The sequence below is a fragment of the Kocuria coralli genome (assembly GCF_008831305.1).
Lineage (GTDB): Bacteria > Actinomycetota > Actinomycetes > Actinomycetales > Micrococcaceae > Kocuria > Kocuria coralli.
The window spans coordinates 109,949-128,221 of record NZ_ML708614.1; the positions used below are offsets into that span (position 1 = coordinate 109,949).

12 protein-coding genes are annotated in these 18,273 nt (G+C 70.7%); 6 read left to right on the forward strand and 6 right to left on the reverse strand.

Annotated elements, in window-relative coordinates; genetic code table 11:
• The first annotated feature begins 43 nt into the window (after positions 1 to 43).
• Positions 44 to 1,189, forward strand: coding sequence for a Gfo/Idh/MocA family protein (locus FCK90_RS05775; RefSeq protein WP_181954209.1), 1,146 nt, complete (start codon positions 44 to 46; stop codon positions 1,187 to 1,189).
• Here the strand turns inward: FCK90_RS05775 and FCK90_RS05780 are convergent.
• Positions 1,182 to 2,279 (reverse strand): LacI family DNA-binding transcriptional regulator, encoded by a 1,098-nt coding sequence (locus FCK90_RS05780; protein WP_158033349.1) that lies wholly within the window; start codon positions 2,277 to 2,279, stop codon positions 1,182 to 1,184. The genes FCK90_RS05775 and FCK90_RS05780 overlap by 8 nt on opposite strands.
• A gap of 339 nt (positions 2,280 to 2,618) precedes the next feature.
• Here FCK90_RS05780 and FCK90_RS05785 point away from each other — a divergent pair, with 339 nt between their 5' ends.
• Positions 2,619 to 3,242 carry a hypothetical protein gene (locus FCK90_RS05785; protein ID WP_158033350.1) on the forward strand — a complete coding sequence of 208 codons (624 nt, stop codon included), beginning with the start codon at positions 2,619 to 2,621 and terminating at the stop codon, positions 3,240 to 3,242.
• 38 nt (positions 3,243 to 3,280) lie between these two features.
• Here the strand turns inward: FCK90_RS05785 and purH are convergent, their stop codons facing one another.
• Together purH and purN are read right to left on the reverse strand one after the other, a co-directional pair.
• Positions 3,281 to 4,912 (reverse strand): bifunctional phosphoribosylaminoimidazolecarboxamide formyltransferase/IMP cyclohydrolase, encoded by a 1,632-nt coding sequence (gene purH / locus FCK90_RS05790; RefSeq protein ID WP_158033351.1) that lies wholly within the window; start codon positions 4,910 to 4,912, stop codon positions 3,281 to 3,283.
• Between the two features lie 149 nt (positions 4,913 to 5,061).
• Positions 5,062 to 5,643, reverse strand: coding sequence for a phosphoribosylglycinamide formyltransferase (gene purN / locus FCK90_RS05795; protein WP_158033352.1), 582 nt, complete (start codon positions 5,641 to 5,643; stop codon positions 5,062 to 5,064).
• A 112-nt stretch (positions 5,644 to 5,755) separates the two neighbouring features.
• Here purN and FCK90_RS15355 point away from each other — a divergent pair, with 112 nt between their 5' ends.
• A complete protein-coding gene (locus tag FCK90_RS15355; RefSeq protein WP_181954210.1) occupies positions 5,756 to 6,235 on the forward strand; it encodes a hypothetical protein in 480 nt (159 codons plus the stop codon).
• Between the two features lie 75 nt (positions 6,236 to 6,310).
• On the opposite strand, the gene FCK90_RS05805 is transcribed toward FCK90_RS15355, so the two are convergent.
• Positions 6,311 to 8,044: a cell division protein PerM gene (locus tag FCK90_RS05805; RefSeq protein WP_158033353.1), complete on the reverse strand. Its 1,734-nt coding sequence runs from the start codon at positions 8,042 to 8,044 to the stop codon at positions 6,311 to 6,313.
• Positions 8,045 to 8,321: 277 nt separating this feature from the next.
• A complete protein-coding gene (locus tag FCK90_RS05810) occupies positions 8,322 to 9,503 on the reverse strand; it encodes a glycosyltransferase family 4 protein (RefSeq protein WP_158033354.1) in 1,182 nt (393 codons plus the stop codon).
• 268 nt (positions 9,504 to 9,771) lie between these two features.
• On the opposite strand from FCK90_RS05810, the gene betT reads away from it, so the two are divergent.
• From betT to FCK90_RS05825, 3 genes are all read left to right on the forward strand, one after another.
• The gene (gene betT, locus FCK90_RS05815) at positions 9,772 to 11,925 is read left to right on the forward strand and encodes a choline BCCT transporter BetT (RefSeq protein ID WP_246180024.1); all 2,154 of its coding nucleotides are present in this window, start codon (positions 9,772 to 9,774) and stop codon (positions 11,923 to 11,925) included.
• A complete protein-coding gene (locus FCK90_RS05820) occupies positions 11,922 to 13,421 on the forward strand; it encodes an aldehyde dehydrogenase family protein (RefSeq protein WP_158033356.1) in 1,500 nt (499 codons plus the stop codon). The genes betT and FCK90_RS05820 overlap by 4 nt, the downstream gene beginning before the upstream one ends.
• 85 nt (positions 13,422 to 13,506) lie before the next feature.
• Positions 13,507 to 15,099, forward strand: a complete 1,593-nt coding sequence (locus tag FCK90_RS05825; protein WP_158033357.1) for a GMC family oxidoreductase — start codon at positions 13,507 to 13,509, stop codon at positions 15,097 to 15,099.
• Between the two features lie 13 nt (positions 15,100 to 15,112).
• Here the strand turns inward: FCK90_RS05825 and FCK90_RS05830 are convergent, their stop codons facing one another.
• Positions 15,113 to 18,250: a hypothetical protein gene (locus FCK90_RS05830; protein ID WP_158033358.1), complete on the reverse strand. Its 3,138-nt coding sequence runs from the start codon at positions 18,248 to 18,250 to the stop codon at positions 15,113 to 15,115.
• Positions 18,251 to 18,273: the final 23 nt, after the last annotated feature.

The following is an 18,273-nucleotide window of genomic DNA, read 5'->3' on the forward strand; positions in this document are numbered from 1 at the left end:
CCGCCTGAGGCGATTTGCGACGATGCCTGACATCCTGGGTGATGTGACTGATTCGCACGCACCCACCGAAGACCTGTCCGCTGAGAACCACCTGGCCGATTTCGCCGCGGCCGGCCTGACCGCCCCGCACCTGGATTCGCCCCTCGAGCCCACGGTGGCCGACGCCGAGCCCCTGTGCTGGGGAGTCGTCGGACCGGGCGCCATCGCCGGCCGCGTGGTTCCCGATATCGCCCGTCTCCCGGATGCCCGCCTGGGTGCCGTCTCCTCGCGCTCCCTAGAGCGCGCCCAGGCCTTCGCCGCCGAGCACGGTATCGAGCGCAGCTACGGGGACGACGACGATCGCAGCGGTCTGGCCGCGCTGGCAGCCGATCCCGAGATCGACATCGTCTACGTGGCGAGCCCCCACGGCTACCACCACGAGCACGTCTCGGCGCTCCTGAAGGCCGGCAAGCACGTGCTGTGCGAGAAGGCCCTGGCGGTCACCGCCGCCGAGGTGGCCGATCTGATCGCGACGGCACGGGCGCAGGGCGTCCTGCTCATGGAAGCCGTCTGGACGGCCATGACCCCTGGCTTCCGCAGGGTCATGCGGCTGATCGCCGACGGCGCCATCGGGACGGTCCACGGCGTCTCCGGAGCCATCGGCTCCCATGTGCCGGCCGACGGCTCCAACAGGCTGTTCGCCCCGGCCGACGGAGGCGGCGTCACGCTCGACATGCTCGTCTACCCGCTGCTGTGGTCGGATGCCCTGCAGGGCGAGGTGCGGCGCCGGACCGAGGTGGCGCACCTGGGGCCGACGGGCGTGGACGACGACCTGGCCCTGCAACTGGACCGGCAGTACGGATGGGCGCAGCTGTCGGCCACGCTCAGGCGGGAGCCCGTCACGGGCGTCAGCATCTCCGGCACCGACGGCTGGCTACGGGTGGACGGCCGGATCACCAACCCGGTCCGGATCGAGGTGATGACCGCCCGGAGCCGTGAGGCCGGGGAGGACCCCCACGTCGAGGAGTTCGAGACCCTCGGCGCGGGCTACGTCCCCCAGATGCGCGAGGCCACCCGGTGCGTCCGGGAGGGACTCACGGAGTCGCCGTTAGTCCCGTGGAGCCTCTCCCTGTCGCGCGCCGAGCTCTTCGATGCGATCCGCGCAGCGATCGGACTGCACCTGCCGAACGACGACCGCCGGTTCAGCTGAGGGCGCTGGCGGCGCGGAACCGGCCCTGGATGTCGCTGGACTGCCGCACCACGAGCTTGGTCGGCAGGACCAGCGGCCGGCTGGAGGTGGGCGAGGCGCCCTTGATCATCGCCACCAGGTTCTTGGCGGCCGTCGAGCCCACCGCGTTCAAGGGCGCCGCGATGGTGGACATGCTCGGATTGAGGAACGACAGGGACATGATGTTGTCGTAGCCGATCACCGCGACGTCGTCGGGGACCTGCAGTCCCATCTCGTGCACGGTGCGCACGAAGCCCATGGCCACGAGGTCGTTGTAGCAGATCACCCCCGGAATACGGTTCTCGGCCCAGGCCAGGGCCGCGGCGCGGCCGCCGGCGACCGTGGGGGTGGCCGGACCGATCCGGTGGATCCGCAGACGGTGCTCGACCCCCGCCTCCCGGACGGCGCGCCACCGGATGCCGTCGGCCCAGGAGGCCTCCGGGCCGGCGACGTAGGTGATGTCCTTGCACCCCTGGGCCGCCAGGTGCTCCACGGCGCGCCGGGTACCGGTGGCGTTGTCCGTGACCACGGAGACGACCCCGGACACCGCCCGGTTCATGATGATGGTCGGCTTCTGCTTGGCCGTCATGCGAACGGCGGAGTCGGACATCCGCGACGACGCCAGGAGCACCCCGTCGACCAGCGGCAGGACGCGTTCCAGCGCCTCTCGCTCGCGCCGGTCGGATTCGTGGGAACTGGCCAGCAGCAGTGTGTAGCCCGCTTCTGCGGCCGCTTCTTCCGCTCCACGGATGAGGTCGAAGAAAGCAGGGTTGGAGATGTCCGTGACCACCAGGGCGATCATCTGGCTTCCGCTGCGGCCATCGGCGTTACGGGAGATGGTTCGCGCACGGTAGCCCAGCTCGTCGGCGGCCTCCCGGATGCGTTCCGCGGTCTCGTACGAGACCCGCCCCGGACGGGCGAACGCCCGCGAGACGGTCGAGGGTGCTACGCCCGCCAGTTTCGCGACGTCGTAGATCGTGGGCGCGCTCCCGCGCGACCGACGACGTGGTTGCGTCTGACTTGCTGTGCTGTCAACAGGATCCGCCCCATTGCCATTCTGTTGCTGCTTCACGCTTTCATTTTCACGCACAGGGGCGACATGACCAAGCCAAGACGTGAGCTGAGACGCGGGGAGGTAACGCTCAGGCAACGTCCGGAGCCGGCCGGCGCCCCGAACTCCCCGGTAGGGCGCAATAGCACGCCCCCATAATTGGTGACAGATCATCATTTATCGGTGTGCCAAACCTGCGAATACATATTTTTGGGGCGATTGAGGCTCCATGAAAGGGGACGCAGGGCCGCTCACGGCGGTGTCACACTAACGGGAGAGAACGCGACTCAGCAGGTCGGATCGGTTCCGGGCCTCTATCACCAGCCCGGCCGCCCCGTCCAACTACTGAAGGAGTGGCTCTTGCCCCCTGCTCAGACCCACCGTGCCTGGCGCGACGCGGAGAGGAAGAGATCCGGTATACCGCGTGCGGTCCTCGGCGCGGCAGCACTCCTCCTCGTCGGAGGCAGCGGTCGCTTCCTGGTCGACCGGGGCGGGGAGGACCCTCCCCGCCTTCCCGAGGCCTGCGAGAGCACGCAGCGGGTCTCGCTGGCCACGGAACAGGCCATGGCGGATGCGCTGGGGAGCAAGCCCGTCGATGCAGCTTCGTGCATCCAGCTGGAGATCACCGTTGAGCCCAGCGCCAGGACCGCGGGGCGGGCAGCCGCCGGGGAACTGCCCCAACTGCTGTGGATCCCGGATTCCATCCGGCGGGTTCCCGCCACGCCCAACGGCGACAGCATGGTCATCTACGCCCGGTCGCTGGCCTCCTCCCCCGCCGCCATGGTGGGGGAGGACCCGAGGCGCACGCCGGCCTGCAATACCGCGCTGCTCGACTACCCCTTGATGGCATCCCGCGATGCCGTCGAGAACAACGACGCGGTCCGCGCGGCGGCCCATGAGATCACCGAATGGCTGCAGACGGAGGAGGGCCGCGACGCCCTGAGTGCGGCGCACCTGGGCGCGGCCCGGCCGGGTGGCTGCTGACCGACCGGGCTAAGCCGGCCGGGCTCAGCCGAACGGGCTCAGTGGAAGAAGTGCCGTGCACCCGTGAAGTACATGCTCACGCCCGCTTCCTGGGCCGCGGCGATGACCTCGTCGTCCCGGATGGAGCCGCCGGGCTGGACCACGGCCCGCACCCCGGCTTCCAGAAGCACCTGCAGGCCGTCCGCGAACGGGAAGAACGCGTCCGAGGCCGCCACGGATCCCTCGGCCCGGATCGAGCCGCCCTCGGAGAGGGTGTTGGCGCGTTCGATGGCCAGCCGGCAGGAATCCACCCGGTTGACCTGGCCCATGCCGATGCCGACGGTGGCGCCGTCCTTGGCGAGCAGGATCGCGTTGGACTTCACGGGCCGCAGGGCGGTCCAGGCGAAGGCCAGGTCCGCCAGGGTCGCCTCGTCCGCGCTCTCGCCGGCCACGAGCTGCCAGTTGGCGGGATCGTCCCCGTCGGCCTGGACCCGGTCGGTCACCTGCATGAGCGCGCCGCCCGAGATCTGGCGGTACTCCAGGGGATCGCGGCCGAAGCCCTCGGGCAGCTGCAGCAGGCGCAGGTTCTTCTTGGCGGTCAGGATCTCGAGTGCCTCGGGGTCGAACCCCGGAGCCACGACCACCTCGGTGAAGATGGGCTTGACGCTCGCGGCCATCCCCGCGGTCACGGGGCGGTTGACCGCGATCACGCCGCCGTAGGCGGACAGGGGGTCGCACGCGTGCGCCTTGACATGGGCGCTGGCCACGGGGTCCTCGGCGCCGGGATCGGCCACCGCCAGTCCGCAGGGATTGTTGTGCTTGACCACGGCCACCGCGGGCTCGTCGAAGTCGTAGACGGCACGCAGCGCGGCATCGGCGTCCACGTAGTTGTTGTAGGACATCGCCTTGCCGTGCAGTTGCTCCGCCTGGGCGATCCCGGGGGAAGCGGCGTGATCGACGTACAGCGCTGCGTCCTGGTGCGGGTTCTCCCCGTACCGCAGGGTCTCGGCCCGTTCGAAGGCCAGCCCGGCGTAGGGCGGGAAGGTCACGGCGGACGCGATGGCGTCCTCGGAGCCGGCGGCGACCTCGGGGAACTGCTCCTGATACCAGGTGGCCACTGCGGTGTCATAGGCCGCGGTGTGCGCGAAGGCGGCTGCTGCCAGACGACGACGGGCGGCGAGGTCGAACCCGCCGTCCTGCGCGGCCTCGACGACCTCTCCGTAACGGGCCGGGTCGACGACGACGGCGACCGAGGGATGGTTCTTCGCCGCCGCGCGGACCATCGACGGCCCGCCGATGTCGACCTGCTCGATCACGGCGTCCCTGTCCGCCCCGGACTTCACCGTTTCCACGAACGGGTAGAGGTTCACGACGACCAGATCGAAGGGCTCGATCTCCAGCTCGGCCAGTTGCCGCACGTGGTCTTCCTTGCGGCGATCGGCCAGGATCCCCGCGTGCACGCGGGGATGCAGAGTCTTGACGCGGCCCTCCAGGCACTCCGGGAAACCGGTCAGGTCGGCCACCTCGGTGACCGGCACGCCGGAGCCGGCGATGCGCTGGGCCGTGGAGCCGGTCGAGACGATCGATACCCCGGCTCGGTGCAGCCCGCCCGCGAGCTCCTCCAATCCGGTCTTGTCGTATACGGAAATCAGGGCACGCTTGATGGGTGCACGGACCTGTTCGTTCGTCACTTGAGTTAGCTCCCGAGGTGGACGACGGTACGAATGGACGCTGCGCTGGGACAGCAGGGCCGCCGGACGTGGGCGGACTGGGCCAGTCTACGGCTCCCGCCGACTCGCCCCCGCCGCCCGGCCGCTAAGAGAGCGACCTGGCATGCCTATCACCGCTCGGGCCGTGGTGCGCCGGCGGCCACCAGCTCAGCCACGGTCTCGACGTAGAGTTCCCGCTCCGCGGCCTTGATGCGCTCGTGGAGGCTGGTCTCGTCGTCGTCGTCGAGGACGGGCACGGCGACCTGGGCGAGGATCTGGCCGGCGTCCACCTCTGGGACCACGCGGTGCACGGTCGCCCCGGTGATCTTGACACCGTGCTCCAGTGCGTCGCGCACCCCGTGGGCTCCGGGGAAGGACGGGAGCAGGGCCGGGTGCGTGTTGACCAGGGCCGGCGCGAAGGCGGCGACGAACTCCGCGTCCAGGATCCTCATGAACCCCGCCAGGAGCACCAGGTCCGGCCGGTGCGCCGTCACGGCGGCCTGCAGCGCGCGGTTCCAGGCGGGCCGGTCCGGATGGTCCCCGGGTTCGACGACGAAGGTCCGGGCTCCGGCGGCCTCCGCCCGGTCCAGGCCCTCGCAGGGCTTGTCCGCACCGACGGCCACGATCTCGGCCTCGATGCGGCCGCTCCCGGCAGCATCGAGGAGTGCTTGCAACGTGGTTCCGGACCCGGAGACAAGGGCAACTATGCGCATGTGCGCGATCCTAACCAGTGCTCGCGCCGTGCGGCGATCCTCGTCCGGCGCCCCGCCGTCGTGTCCCCGGCTCACGACCGGCGGGGGCACCAGGCTCGCATAGAGTGGTGGCATGAGCTCCGCACCGTCCAGACCCCCGTCACCGCCCAGCGCTCCGCCGCAGGGGTCCGGTGGCTCCCACGACGTGGAGCCCTCCGACGGTCCCGCCGAGCCCAAGGGCGCCCGGCGTCCGATGGGCAGGGCGCTGCTCGCTCTCATAGCGGCAGGCGCGGCGATGCTCATGACCTCCGGACCGCTGTGGCTCACCGTCGCCGGCATGGTCGCGGGCCTGGCGGCCCTGGTCTTCGCCATCTCGGCCGTGATCCATCTCCGCAAGGCCCAGCGCCGCGGCTTGATCCTGTTCTCGGCCCTGATAGCCGTGACCGTGGCCGGTTTCGCCCTGGTGAGCGGAGGCGTCCGTCTGGCCTTCTGGGACACCGTCTCCGCCTACGAGACCTGCGCCGCCCAGTCCGTGACCATCTCCGGTGAGGCCGCGTGCCGGGAGCAGATGGAGGACGGTCTGCGCGGGGTCATCCTGCCGGGCCTGAACTAGGTTCCCGGATCCACGTCCGCACGAGACCGCGGTCGGGGAAGCCCTCCGGGCTCGCTGAGCTCGCTCGCGGCGCGGTCAGCGGTCCCGGGCGGCCTTGCGCCGGGCACGTCGCTTCTCGGCCGCCGCGTAACGCTTCTGCGCCTTGAGATCCGCGTTGTGCGCCCGCTGCCGGTGCTTGTCCGCGATCTCCCGGCGGCGCTCCGCCTCCCGGTCTCGTTCCCTGGCCCCGCGCGATGTCCGTGATGCCCCGGCCGCGTCCCGGCCGCGCCTGAAGAGCCCTCCGGCCTCCTCCGATGTCCCGCCCTGCGCATCCGGCCGGACCCGGTCCCGCCCATGCCGCTCGCCAGCAGACCCAGCGTCTGTCGATGCCGTGCCGGTCGAAGCCGTGCCCGCTGAAGCCGTCTCCTCAGCGCCGGAGGCGGGGCCGCTGCCGGGCCCGGCCTCCGCGGGGAAGGCGCCGCGCTCAGCGGCCGGCCCGCCCGCCTCGGATCGGTCCTGACGACCGGGCGATGCCGGAGCGCCCGGACCGGACATGGCCGCTGCGTCCTCCCCGGGGTGGTAGGTCCGCACCGCACGGCCGTGCTCCACCCAGGGTCCGACGGCGGCCCCGATGGCCGCCCCGATCGCGATCTCCAGTCCCACGACCAGCGCGGTCTCCCACACCTGCGGACCCACCAGGTCCATCCGTCCCACGCCCAGGGAGCCGGAGGCCGCCGCGGCCAGGACCGCGACGAGCAAGGCCGAGACGGCACCGATGATCGCACCGGAGACCACCACGACCACCGGAGCGGCGACGGGCCGCCAGGGGATCCGGATGGAGATCCACTCGCCCAGGTGGTTCTCCCCCTCGCGGACGAACCACCAGCCCGCCAGCACACCGCACAGCACGAGGAGCCCGGGGGCCGCCGCCAGAACCGGGGAGGCGTCCTGCGGCGGGAGGGCACCGAAAAGAGGAAGGAGCGGGACGGTCTCCACCTGGGTCCCGGCGGGCGAGACCAGGGCGCCGTCGCCCAGATAGAAGCCCGCTCCGGAAGCCCATGAGACCGCCCAGACCAGGAAGTTGGGCAGCAGGGCGAAATGGAGGATGGCGAAGACCGTATCGCCCGCGGCGTCGGAGCCCAGCTGCTGCTGGATGGCGACCACCTGCTGCCAGCCCAGGACCAGGGCGGCCGTCACGATCACCGCGCCCACGAACAGGGCCGCCACCGTAGCCACCACGGCGGCGCGCAGCACGGCCCAGAGGAACGAACCCGTCCAGCGCATGTCCTGCCCGGTCTTGCGGGCGCGCTCCACGACCCACGTTCCCAGCAGGGCCGCCGGCGTCCCGCCTCCCCTCAGGGCACCGGCCGCCGTCGCGGCCAGGACGATCAGGCCACCGACCAGCAGAGCTCTCCCCGGTGTGGCATGGACGCTTCCGGAGGCGGTCAGGAAGGCGGCACCGGCGGCCACCAGCGCGTGGGTCACCGCCGTCGTGAGCACCGCCGCGGCCAGTCCGGCGCCCGAAGGCGCCCGCCGGGCCAGGTTCCGGCCCATGACGAACCCGAGCGCCGCCGTCAGCAGGCTCAGCCCCAGGGGGATCAGGCTGACCGTGCCCTGGACCGCCGCGGCGCCGGTGACCGGGGCCACCGACACCCCGAGCGGGACTCCCAGGGAGAGCAGCCACAGCTGCATGCCCAGCACTAGCCCCGTGGCCGAGGAGAGCTCTGCGAAGCCTCCGGCCATCACGGACAGCAGCACCACGATCTCCACGGCGGCCAGCGCGACCAAGGCGATGGTCACACCGGGCACGAGCCCTTTGGTCCAGGACACCCGCGGCGCCCTGGCAGGCCCCTCCGGCCGCTTCCCGGGGCTCTCACGCGCTGAGGACCCCACAGGTCTCTCGTCCGGGTTCCCAGAATCGTCGCGCTGGCGGGCCCACGGGCTGAGATCCGGGGCGGGCGGGGAAGGGGGCGGTGTGTTCGGCATCGTCCCTATGGTCGCACGCTCACCCGGGTGCTCACCCTGAACGCGACGCCACCGGGGTCATGACCGCGGGCCGCCCGATCCCCTGCCACCTGCACGCCGATGCCGGCCACCGCGACCGGCCTCAGTGCCGGCGCGAGACCGCCCCGTGACGGCCCGCCACGATCCACGCCTTCTCGTAGTGGCGCACGAGCTGGTCGCCTACGGCGGACCAGGTGCGGTCCTCGACGGTCTCCCGGGCGCAACGAGCGAATGCGGCCCTCTTGGCCGCATCCCCCAGGAGATCCTCGACCTGCCCTCGCAGCTGCCTCAGATCCCCCGGCCGGTAGAGCCATCCGTTGCGCGACTGATCGATCAGGTCGAGAGGGCCGCCGCGGCCGGTCGCCACGACGGGGACCCCGGAGGCCATGGCCTCCTGGAGGGTCTGGCCGAAGGTCTCGGATTCCCCCGGGTGCACGAAGACGTCGAAGGAGGCCATCGTGCGGGCCAGCTCCTCCCCCGACTGGAAGCCCGTGAAATGCGCGTTCGGCAGCTGCCTCTCGAGTGCCTCGCGTTCCGGACCCGACCCGACGACGACCAGGCGCGTACCCGGCAGGGCGTCCAGGACCGCGAGATCCTGGACCTGTTTCTCCGGCGCCAGCCGTCCCGCGTAACCGATGAGCAGGTCTCCGTTCCCGATTTCCCGCCGCCAGGCCTCGTCCCGTTTGGCGGGGTGGAACCGGACGCCATCCACCCCGCGGCGCCACAGGTGCACCCGGTCGACGCCGTGCCGTCGCAGCTGGTCCACGGCCGCCGTCGACGGGGCCAGGGTCGTGGTGGCCAGGTTGTGCATGGTGTTCACATGGGACCACAGCACCTCCTCCAGGAACGCCGCCCCGTACCGCGCGGCGTAACCGGGAACCTCCGTCTGGTAGACCGCGACCGACGGCAGCGACATCTGATGGGCGGCCTGGATGCCCCTCCAGCCCAGCACGAACGGGGAGGCCAGGTGCACGACGTCGGCGCCGAAATGGGCCAGAATCCGCCGGAGCCTCAGGACCGATCCGTACGCCAGGCGGACCTCGGGGTAGCGGGCCAGGGGCAGCGCCGGAAGGCGATGCACGGCGATGCCGTCGAGCACGGGTGCCCCGGCGGCCTCGCCGTCGAACGACTCCACGCTGTGCGTGAGCTGAAGGGGATCCCCCGCTGGGGCGACGACCATGACCTCGTGTCCACGGGCACGCAGGTGCTCGAGGACCCGGATCACGGAGTGCGTCACCCCGTTCATGTGGGGGAGGAACTGCTCGGCGATCACGGCGATTCTCATGGTGCCGATGCTGGCGCGGGCAGTTCTCCGGCGTCCCGCCGGCCCATGGACCGGGTGTGAAAGCCTCGTGAACAAATACCTCAGAGACCCGGATCACTATGCTCTAGTGAAAACAGGGCGCGACGACCGCCCTGTCCGGGAGCACCGCTCGAGGGGGCACACCTTGTCCACACCTGCCGATGAACCAGCCGGAACGGCCGGCCCGCCGCCGTCGCCGGGCGCACTGCCCCCTCCCTCCGGAGTCCCGACTCCCGGTGACCGACCCACGGTGAACTGGCTGGTCCTGGGCGTCACCGGGGCCATCGTCATCGCGCTGTCGGTGTGGGCGATCGTCGCCCCCGCCCAGGCGGAGACCAGCATCGTCGCTATCGTGAGCTGGGTCTCCGCCAATCTGGGATGGTTCTACGTCCTGACCGCGACCGTCGTGGTCGTGTTCGTCGTCATCGTGGCCTTCAGCCGCGCGGGAAAGACGAAGATGGGCCCGGATCATTCCACCCCGCAGTTCAGTCTTTTCACCTGGACGGCCATGCTCTTCGCGGCCGGCATCGGCATCGACCTGATGTTCTTCTCCGTCTCCGAGCCCGTGAGCCAGTACTACGCCCCGCCCTCGGGCGACGGGCAGTCCCTCGAGGCCACCCGGCAGGCCGTCGTCTGGACCCTGTTCCACTACGGCATCACCGGCTGGGCCATGTACGCGCTCATGGGCATGGCCTTCGGCTATTTCGCCTTCCGGCACGGCCTGCCCCTGAGCATCCGCTCCGCGCTCTACCCCCTGATCGGACGGCGCGTCTACGGGCGTGCCGGGGATGCGGTGGACATCGCTGCCCTGCTCGGCACGATCTTCGGCGTGGCGACCTCCCTCGGCATCGGGGTGGCCCAGCTCAACTACGGGCTCTACCTGATGTTCGGCGTCCCGGAATCGACGGCGGCCCAGGCCGCGCTGATCGCGATCGCCGTCATCATGGCCACCATCTCGTGCGTATCCGGCGTCGACAAGGGCATCCGCCGGCTCTCGGAGCTCAACATCATCCTGGCGATCGCCCTGCTGGTGTTCTGCCTGGCCACCGGCCAGACGGCCTTCATCCTGGACGCCCTGGTCAACAACCTGGGCGACTTCGTGGCCGGTTTCGGCGGCATGACCCTGAACACCTTCGCCTATGACGACGCCAGTGACTGGATGTCCGGCTGGACGCTGTTCTTCTGGGCCTGGTGGATCGCGTGGGCGCCCTTCGTGGGGCTGTTCCTGGCGCGGATCTCCCGCGGCCGCACGCTGCGCGAGTTCGTGATCGCCACCATGACCGTGCCGTTCGCCTTCATCCTGATCATGATCTCGGTGTTCGGCAACAGCGCCCTGGCGCTCGTGACCGGCGGCAACGACGCCTTCGGCGAGGTCGCCCTGAACCAGCCGGAACGGGCCTTCTACTCGCTGCTCGAGCAGTTCCCGGCGGCCCCGGCCGTGATCGCGGTAGCCACCGTGACGGGCATGCTCTTCTACGTCACCTCCGCCGACTCCGGGGCGCTGGTGATGTCCAACTTCACCTCGACCATCGGTGACCCCAAACAGGACGGTCCGCCGTGGCTGCGGATCTTCTGGTCGGTCGCCACCGGCGTGCTGACCCTGGCCATGCTGATCGTCGGCGGCATCACCACGCTGCAGAACGCCACCCTGATCATCGGCCTGCCCTTCGCCGTCGTGATGTACCTGATCATGGTCAGTCTCTGGAAGGCGCTCAGGGTCGAGGTGTCGCAAGCCCAGAGCTCCGACTCCGTACGCCCGGCAATGGCGGCCGGGCGTTCGGATCGCATGACGGACGGGCACTGGCGGCGCCGCCTGCGCCGGGCGACCACGTATCCCAGCGCCGCGCACGCCACGCGCTACCTCGACAAGGTGGCGGAGCCCGCACTGCGTGAGGTCCTGGACGAGGTCCAGTCCGATGGATCCCAGGCCGTCCTGGAGCGCACCCCCGTGGAGGGCACGGGCACCGACTGCATGACCCTGCGGGTCGACCTGGCCCCGGAACGGGACTTCCTCTACCAGCTCTACCCGGTGGCCGCACCCGTCCCCTCGTTCGGCCGCATGGACGCCCGGCCCATCCAGGACGCCTACGTGCGCCTGGAGATCTTCTCCCACACCGGCTCCCACGCCTACGACATCCTGGGCTACACCCGGGAGCAGATCATCGACGACGTCCTCGACCACTACGAACGCCACCTGGAGTTCCTGCGCCTGAGCGCCACGCAGAACGGCGCCACCCAGCTGTCCCTGGACCCGCACGCCGTGCCCACCTGGACCACGGAGGACTTCGACGCGGACCTGCGGACCGGCGCCCTGCCCGTGGTGGGGACCGACGGCGCGGAGCCCGGCGCCACCGACGGCACCGGGCCCTCTCCGACCACCGACACGAAAGGACACCGCCCATGAGCCGGACGCTGTACATCGACGGGCAGTGGACGGGCGCCGCCCACGGCGGCACCCGGGACATCCGCTGCCCGGCCGACGGAACGTTCGTGGCCACCGTGGCCGAAGCGGATGCGACGGACACGCAGCTCGCCATCGACGCCGCGCGCAGGGCCTTCGACGGCGGCGGGTGGAGCGCTGTTCCCGCCGCCGCACGAGGGGACCTCCTCCTGCGGGTGGCCTCGGCGATCCGCGAGCGCAAGGAGGAGTTCGCCCGGGCCGAGTCCCTGGACACCGGCAAACGTCTGGTCGAGTCCCGGACCGACATGGACGACATCGCCGCGTGCTTCGACTTCTTCGGCAAGATCGCGGCCGAACAGGCGGGGCGGGTGGTCGACCCGGGCATGCCGGACGTGGTGTCCAGGGTCGTGACCGAGCCCGTCGGCGTCTGCGGCCTGATCACGCCCTGGAACTACCCCTTGCTGCAGGTCGCCTGGAAGGTCGCGCCGTGCCTGGCCGCGGGGAACACGTTCGTGCTCAAGCCGGCCGAGCTGACCCCGCACACCGCGATCCTCCTGATGGACGTGCTGGAGAAGGCAGGAGTCCCGGCGGGTGCGGCCAACCTGGTCCTCGGGGCGGGTGCGGACGCCGGCGCCCTGCTGTCCTCCAGCCCGGAGGTCGACATGGTCTCCTTCACGGGCGGGCTCGCGACCGGTTCGCTGATCGCGCAGGAGGCCGCCAGGACCGTGAAGAAGGTCGCCCTGGAACTCGGGGGCAAGAACCCGAACGTGGTCTTCGCGGACGCCGATTTCGACGCCGCCGTGGACAACGCCCTGAACGCGGCGTTCGTGCACTCCGGGCAGGTGTGCTCGGCAGGGGCCCGCCTGGTGATCGAGGAGTCCATCGCCGGGCCCTTCGTGGACGAGCTGGTCCGCCGGGCGGGGCAGATCACGCTGGGCGGCCCGTTCGACGAGCGGGCCGAGACGGGCGCACTGATCTCCGAGGCGCACCGGGAGAAGGTGTCCGCCTACGTGCAACGCGCCCGGGAGCAGGGGGCCCGGGTGCGCTGCGGGGGCGCGTTCGCCGAAGGACCCTCCGCGGACGGCGCCCTGGAGCTGTCCGAGGGCTTCTTCTATCTGCCCACGGTCATCGACCGGTGCACCCGGGAGATGGAGTGCGTGCACGAGGAGGCCTTCGGCCCCACCCTGACGGTGGAGACCTTCACCACCGAGGACGAGGCCGTGGCGATCGCCAACGACACCCACTACGGGCTGGCGGGCGCGGTGTGGTCCCAGGACGCGGGGCGCGCCCAGCGGATCGCGGGCCGCCTGCGGCACGGCACCGTCTGGATCAACGACTTCCATCCGTACCTGCCCCAGGCCGAATGGGGCGGGATGAAGCGCTCGGGGATCGGCCGCGAACTCGGCCCCCACGGTCTGGCCGAGTACCAGGAGCTCAAGCACGTCTATCAGAACACCCGCCCCGGTGTGACCGGCTGGTTCGCCGACCGCAGCTCCTGACCGGGTCCGGCGCAGTTCCGATCCCGGACCTCCCCTGCCCCGCTCACCCGCCGTCCGGCGGAAACCACCCGACAGGAAGAGACCCATGAACCCCAGCGCACCCGGCCCGGCCGGTGCCCAGTCCCCCGCCGAGTTCGACTACATCGTGGTGGGAGCCGGTTCCGCGGGCTCCGTGGTCGCCGCGCGGCTGTCGGAGGATCCCGGCGCGACCGTGGCCCTGATCGAGGCCGGCCCGCACGACAAGGACATCCCGGAGGTCACCACCCTCAGCCGCTGGATGGAACTGCTGGAGTCCGGATACGACTGGGACTACCAGGTCGAACCCCAGGAGAACGGCAACTCGTTCATGCGGATGGCCCGCGCCAAGGTCCTGGGCGGGTGCTCCTCCCACAACTCGTGCATCGCCTTCTGGGCGCCGGCCGAGGACCTCGACGAATGGGAGGAGAGGTTCGGCGCCCAGGGCTGGAACGCCGAGACGGCCTTCCGCCTGTACCAGAAGCTGGAGGACAACGAGGACGACGGCGCCCACCACGGCCACGACGGGCCCGTCCGGCTGCGCAGCATCCCGCCGCGGGACCCCTGCGGCGTCGCCGTCCTGGAGGCCGCCGAGCAGGCCGGCATGCCGCGGGCGGAGTTCAACACGGGCAAGACCGTGCTCAACGGCGCCGGTTTCTTCCAGATCAACGCACGGGAGGACGGCACCCGGTCGTCGTCGTCGGTGTCCTACCTCCATCCGATCGAGGCCGAGCGCACCAACCTGACCGTGCTGCCCGGCACCCAGGTGAAGGAGCTGATCTTCGACGGCGATCGGTGCACGGGCGTCTCGGTGGTGGACAACGCCTTCGGCACCTCCCAACCCGTCCGTGCCCGCAAGGAGGTCGTGGTCAGCGCCGGGGCGATCGACTCCCCCAAGCTGCTCATGCTCTCGGGCATCGGGCCGGCCGGCCACCTGCGCGAGATGGGCGTCGAGGTCCGCGTCGACGCCCCGGGGGTGGGTGAGAACGTCCAGGACCACCCCGAAGGGGTGATCCAGTGGGAGGCGAAACGGCCCATGGTCACCGAATCGACCCAGTGGTGGGAGATCGGGCTCTTCGCGCAGGTGGATCCCGGGACCGACCGGCCGGATCTGATGATGCACTACGGGTCGGTCACCTTCGACATGCACACCGTCCGGCAGGGCTACCCGACCTCGGACAACGCCTTCTGCCTGACGCCCAACGTCACGCACGCGCGCTCCCGCGGGACCGTGCGGCTGCGCTCCAGGGACTTCCGCGACAAGCCCCGGTACGATCCCCGGTACTTCACCGACCCCGAGGGTTACGACCTGCGGATCATGACCGCCGGTTTCCGCAAGGCCCGCGAGATCGTGGCGCAGGGGCCGATGTCCGGATGGGCGGGCGAGGAGCTGTTCCCGGGCGAGGACGTTCAGACGGACGAGCAGTTCGCGGACTACATCCGCCGCACCCACAACACCGTGTACCACCCCGCCGGCTCGGTCCGCATGGGCGCCGTCGACGACCCCATGTCCCCCCTCGATCCGCAGCTGCGGGTCAAGGGCGTACGGGGCCTGAGGGTCGCCGACGCCTCCGTGATGCCCGAGCTGGTGACGGTGAACCCGAACATCACGGTGTTCATGATCGGCGAGCGCGCTGCGGAGCTCATCGCGCAGGACGGCTGAGCTCCGGCGGGCGTCAGCCCATCAGCTTGGCGACCAGGATCCGGGCGAAGTCCTCCGTGATGTCCCCGTAGTTCAGGGAGAAGTCCTCGTCCACGCGCGTGGGCAGCACGCCCGAGCACAGCACCGTCGCACGGGCGTAGAGCCCGGGCAGCTCGGCGCCGATGGGCACGGACAGCAGCTGCAGCTCCTCGTCCCAGGACACCAGCGGCCGGCCCGCCTGGCGTGCCGCCAGGTGCTTGCCCAGCCCGGAGTTCACGAGGCGGCCGTGACCGGACTCGACGTCGGCCTCCGTGCGGAAGACGTAACGGGTGCGGTGATGATGGTTGATCCGGTACATCCCCGGCTGCTCGCGGTCCGTCGTGGCACGCCAGGTGGCGTCGCCGGCCTCGAACCGCTCCGCCACGCCGTTGTACTGCATCTCGACCCGCGGCAGGCCCGCCTCCACGGTGGACAGCGGTGCCAGGGTGTCGAGCATGACCGGGCCTGCCTCGTACACCACGTCGCACAGCCCGTCCGGCAGGGCCTCCTGCAGGCGTTCGAGGTCGACGTCCTGGACCAGCGAGGAGGAGTGGTCCTCCGGGGACAGCGTCACCAGGGCGCCGCCCTGCGCCGCGGCGGCCTCGGACACCACGGTCTCCTTGTCCGGGGTCCAACCACCGGTCAGCAGGATCGAACCGTCCACGAGCTGCGTCAGCGCGGGCGAGCAGACCTGCCAGCGGCGCACCATCCAGTTCTCATCCCGGACGACCTCCAGGAACCCGAGAGCGAGCAGATGGCCCACGAACCACTCCTCGAACCGTTCGGTGTCCACCAGCTGGCGCGCCACGATGGACAACGACGAGCGCTTCCCGCCGCCCAGGAAGGTCAGCACGTCCCGGAACGGCGCCCACGAGGTGGGGTGCTCGCCCTGCTCCGGGCCGATGAACTGCAGGGCCTCGACCGAGCCCGCCTCCGACACGGCGGAGAGCTTGGTCAGCCGGCCCGGGTAGCGCTTCTCCAGCCCGCAGTCGCGGCAGCGGCCGAACACCCACGGCGCCTTGGCCTTGGGGTCCATGGGAGGGAGCACGATCCGGTGCTTGCCGGTGGCCAGGCACGACGGCCCTTCGTGCTCCGGCAGCTCGTTCTCCCGGGAGACCCACAACTGGCCCTCGGCGGAGTGCCAGCCCGCGACGGTGGGCAGCTCGACCGCCGAAAGCTCGGCCGGCGGAGCCTCGATCGGGTCCAGGTTGTTGAACGCGCCCTGCACGTACTCGTCCGGCAGCTCCGCGACGGTTGCCGCGGTGACGGGCCACAGGGCGTCGTCGCCGGTGTGCACCATCTCCCCCTCGTAGCCGAGGGAACGCTGGGTCATGTAGAACGAGCAGTCGCGCACCGAGTAGTGCACCCGCTGCTTGACCGTGCGCCCGGCCTTGAGTACCAGGACGTAGTCGTTGGGCTTGACGCCCCCGGCGGGCGCAGCCATCGGGGTGCCCCCGGTCGAGATCTGGAACGGGGGCACGACTCCTTCGGCGAGCTTGTGCCGCTGCAACCGGAACGTCTCCTGGTGCCGCCACTCGACCTCCAGCGTCAGGGGGTCGTCCGAGTCCGAGACCACGGTGATCTGAGGCGGGTTCTGCGCCGACCAGCGCACCACATCGCCCGGGATGCGCAGCCCCCCGGACAGCCGCACGGTGGGCGCCAGGCGCGGCACCAGCCCGGAGAAGTTGTCGTTGACGGTCAGCTCGGGGTTGCCGGCGCGCAGCACCTGGACGTCGTCGAACATGGCCCAGCCCTCGGGCAGGCCGGCGGTCCCCGCCGGGACGAACGTGTAGTCGGGTGAGGCCGAATCGTTCAGGATCGACCGCATCTGGGCGAGCATGGGTTCCTCGTCGCGCACCAGGACGCGGCACGGCCAGGCCGCGGGGATGTGGTCCACGGAGATGAACGTGTCCGAGAACGCGTCCTTGGCGAAGACGACGACGGGCCGCGCGGTGCGCTCGAACCGGTGCGCCCCCGCGGACAGCTTGAGTTCGCCGGCGAGCAGGGACGACGGCTCGATCCTGGCCGTCAGTGCGGAGATCCCCAGGTAGGCGTCCCCGATGTAGGACAGGAACAGGGTGCGGGGCCCGGCTGTGGTCTCCAGCTCCACCTCGCGGTCCATCATGAACCGCTTGGGCACCACGAAACCGAACTCGAAGACCGTATTTCCGATGTAGTCCATCGAGTCGACCAGGGCCAGGGATGCCGAGTGCTGCCCCGGTTTGCTCGAGACCGACCGGGTGACGGGCGTCGGCCCTCCCGCTTCCGCCCGGGACTTCTCCCAGCGCGCCAGCTCGGCGCGGGCGACCTCCAGGCCCGGGTATCGGGTCACGGAGGTCGACCAGATCTGGCGCATGGACTTGGAGACGTCCGTGTCCGCCACGTCCAGCCAGAAGTCCACGTAGACGCCCAGCTCCTCGGGCGAGAGCCCCTGGGCGGTGGTCAGCTGCATGTCCGCGAACATCTGGTGCAGCTGCCGGCGTTCGGAGTCCCCCAGCAGGCTCTGGGTCAGGGCCAGGCCGACCGGTCGCTGATTGAGGGCGTCGCCCACCGGCAGCCCGACCTCGCCGTCGCGCAGTTCGAGCCAGTAGCGCAGCGCGTCCCAGTAGGCCTCGGTGTCCTTCTTGAACGAGGACTCCAGTGCCTTGGCGTTGTCCTGGCCGGCGTGCAGCAGCACGGCCAGCGGGAGGTAGAACGCCGAGGCCGACTTGTTCCCGGTCTGCGATGCCAGCCTGGACGTGTGCCGCCCGGCCAGGGCGAACAGGGCGAGCAGGGCGATGATCGGCGGCGGGGCCAGCTCGGAGAGCGTGTCCAGCTGCCGGCGGGAGTCGCGGTACCAGAACGTGGTCAGCCGGGTGAAGGTCTCGAAGACCGGGGTCCGCGAGCCGTCCAGCACCAGCAGCGGGGTCACGGAGTCCGCGATGGCGCGCAACGTCGCGGGTCCGTCGAGCCCGTACGGCTCCCCGATGCGGGCCAGCGCCTTCTCGTCCAGGTCCAGGAACACCAGTTCCCCGGCTTTGTCCTCCCCGTAGAACGCCGCGCACACGGCGTCGTTCCATTTGAGGTACTCGGTCTCGGCCTCGTTTCGCGCGATGCGATGCTGGCCCAGTGCGAGCGTTTGGGTTTCGGACACTGCCCCTCCGTCTGCGGCTGCGC

Excerpts from the sequence above, each read along its gene's own strand:
- purN (WP_158033352.1), bottom strand. The coding sequence starts at position 5,643 with ATGCGCATAGTTGCCCTTGTCTCCGGGTCCGGAACCACGTTGCAAGCA.
- FCK90_RS15355 (WP_181954210.1), top strand. The coding sequence starts at position 5,756 with ATGAGCTCCGCACCGTCCAGACCCCCGTCACCGCCCAGCGCTCCGCCG.
- FCK90_RS05810 (WP_158033354.1), bottom strand. The coding sequence starts at position 9,503 with ATGAGAATCGCCGTGATCGCCGAGCAGTTCCTCCCCCACATGAACGGG.
- FCK90_RS05820 (WP_158033356.1), top strand. The coding sequence starts at position 11,922 with ATGAGCCGGACGCTGTACATCGACGGGCAGTGGACGGGCGCCGCCCAC.
- FCK90_RS05825 (WP_158033357.1), top strand. The coding sequence starts at position 13,507 with ATGAACCCCAGCGCACCCGGCCCGGCCGGTGCCCAGTCCCCCGCCGAG.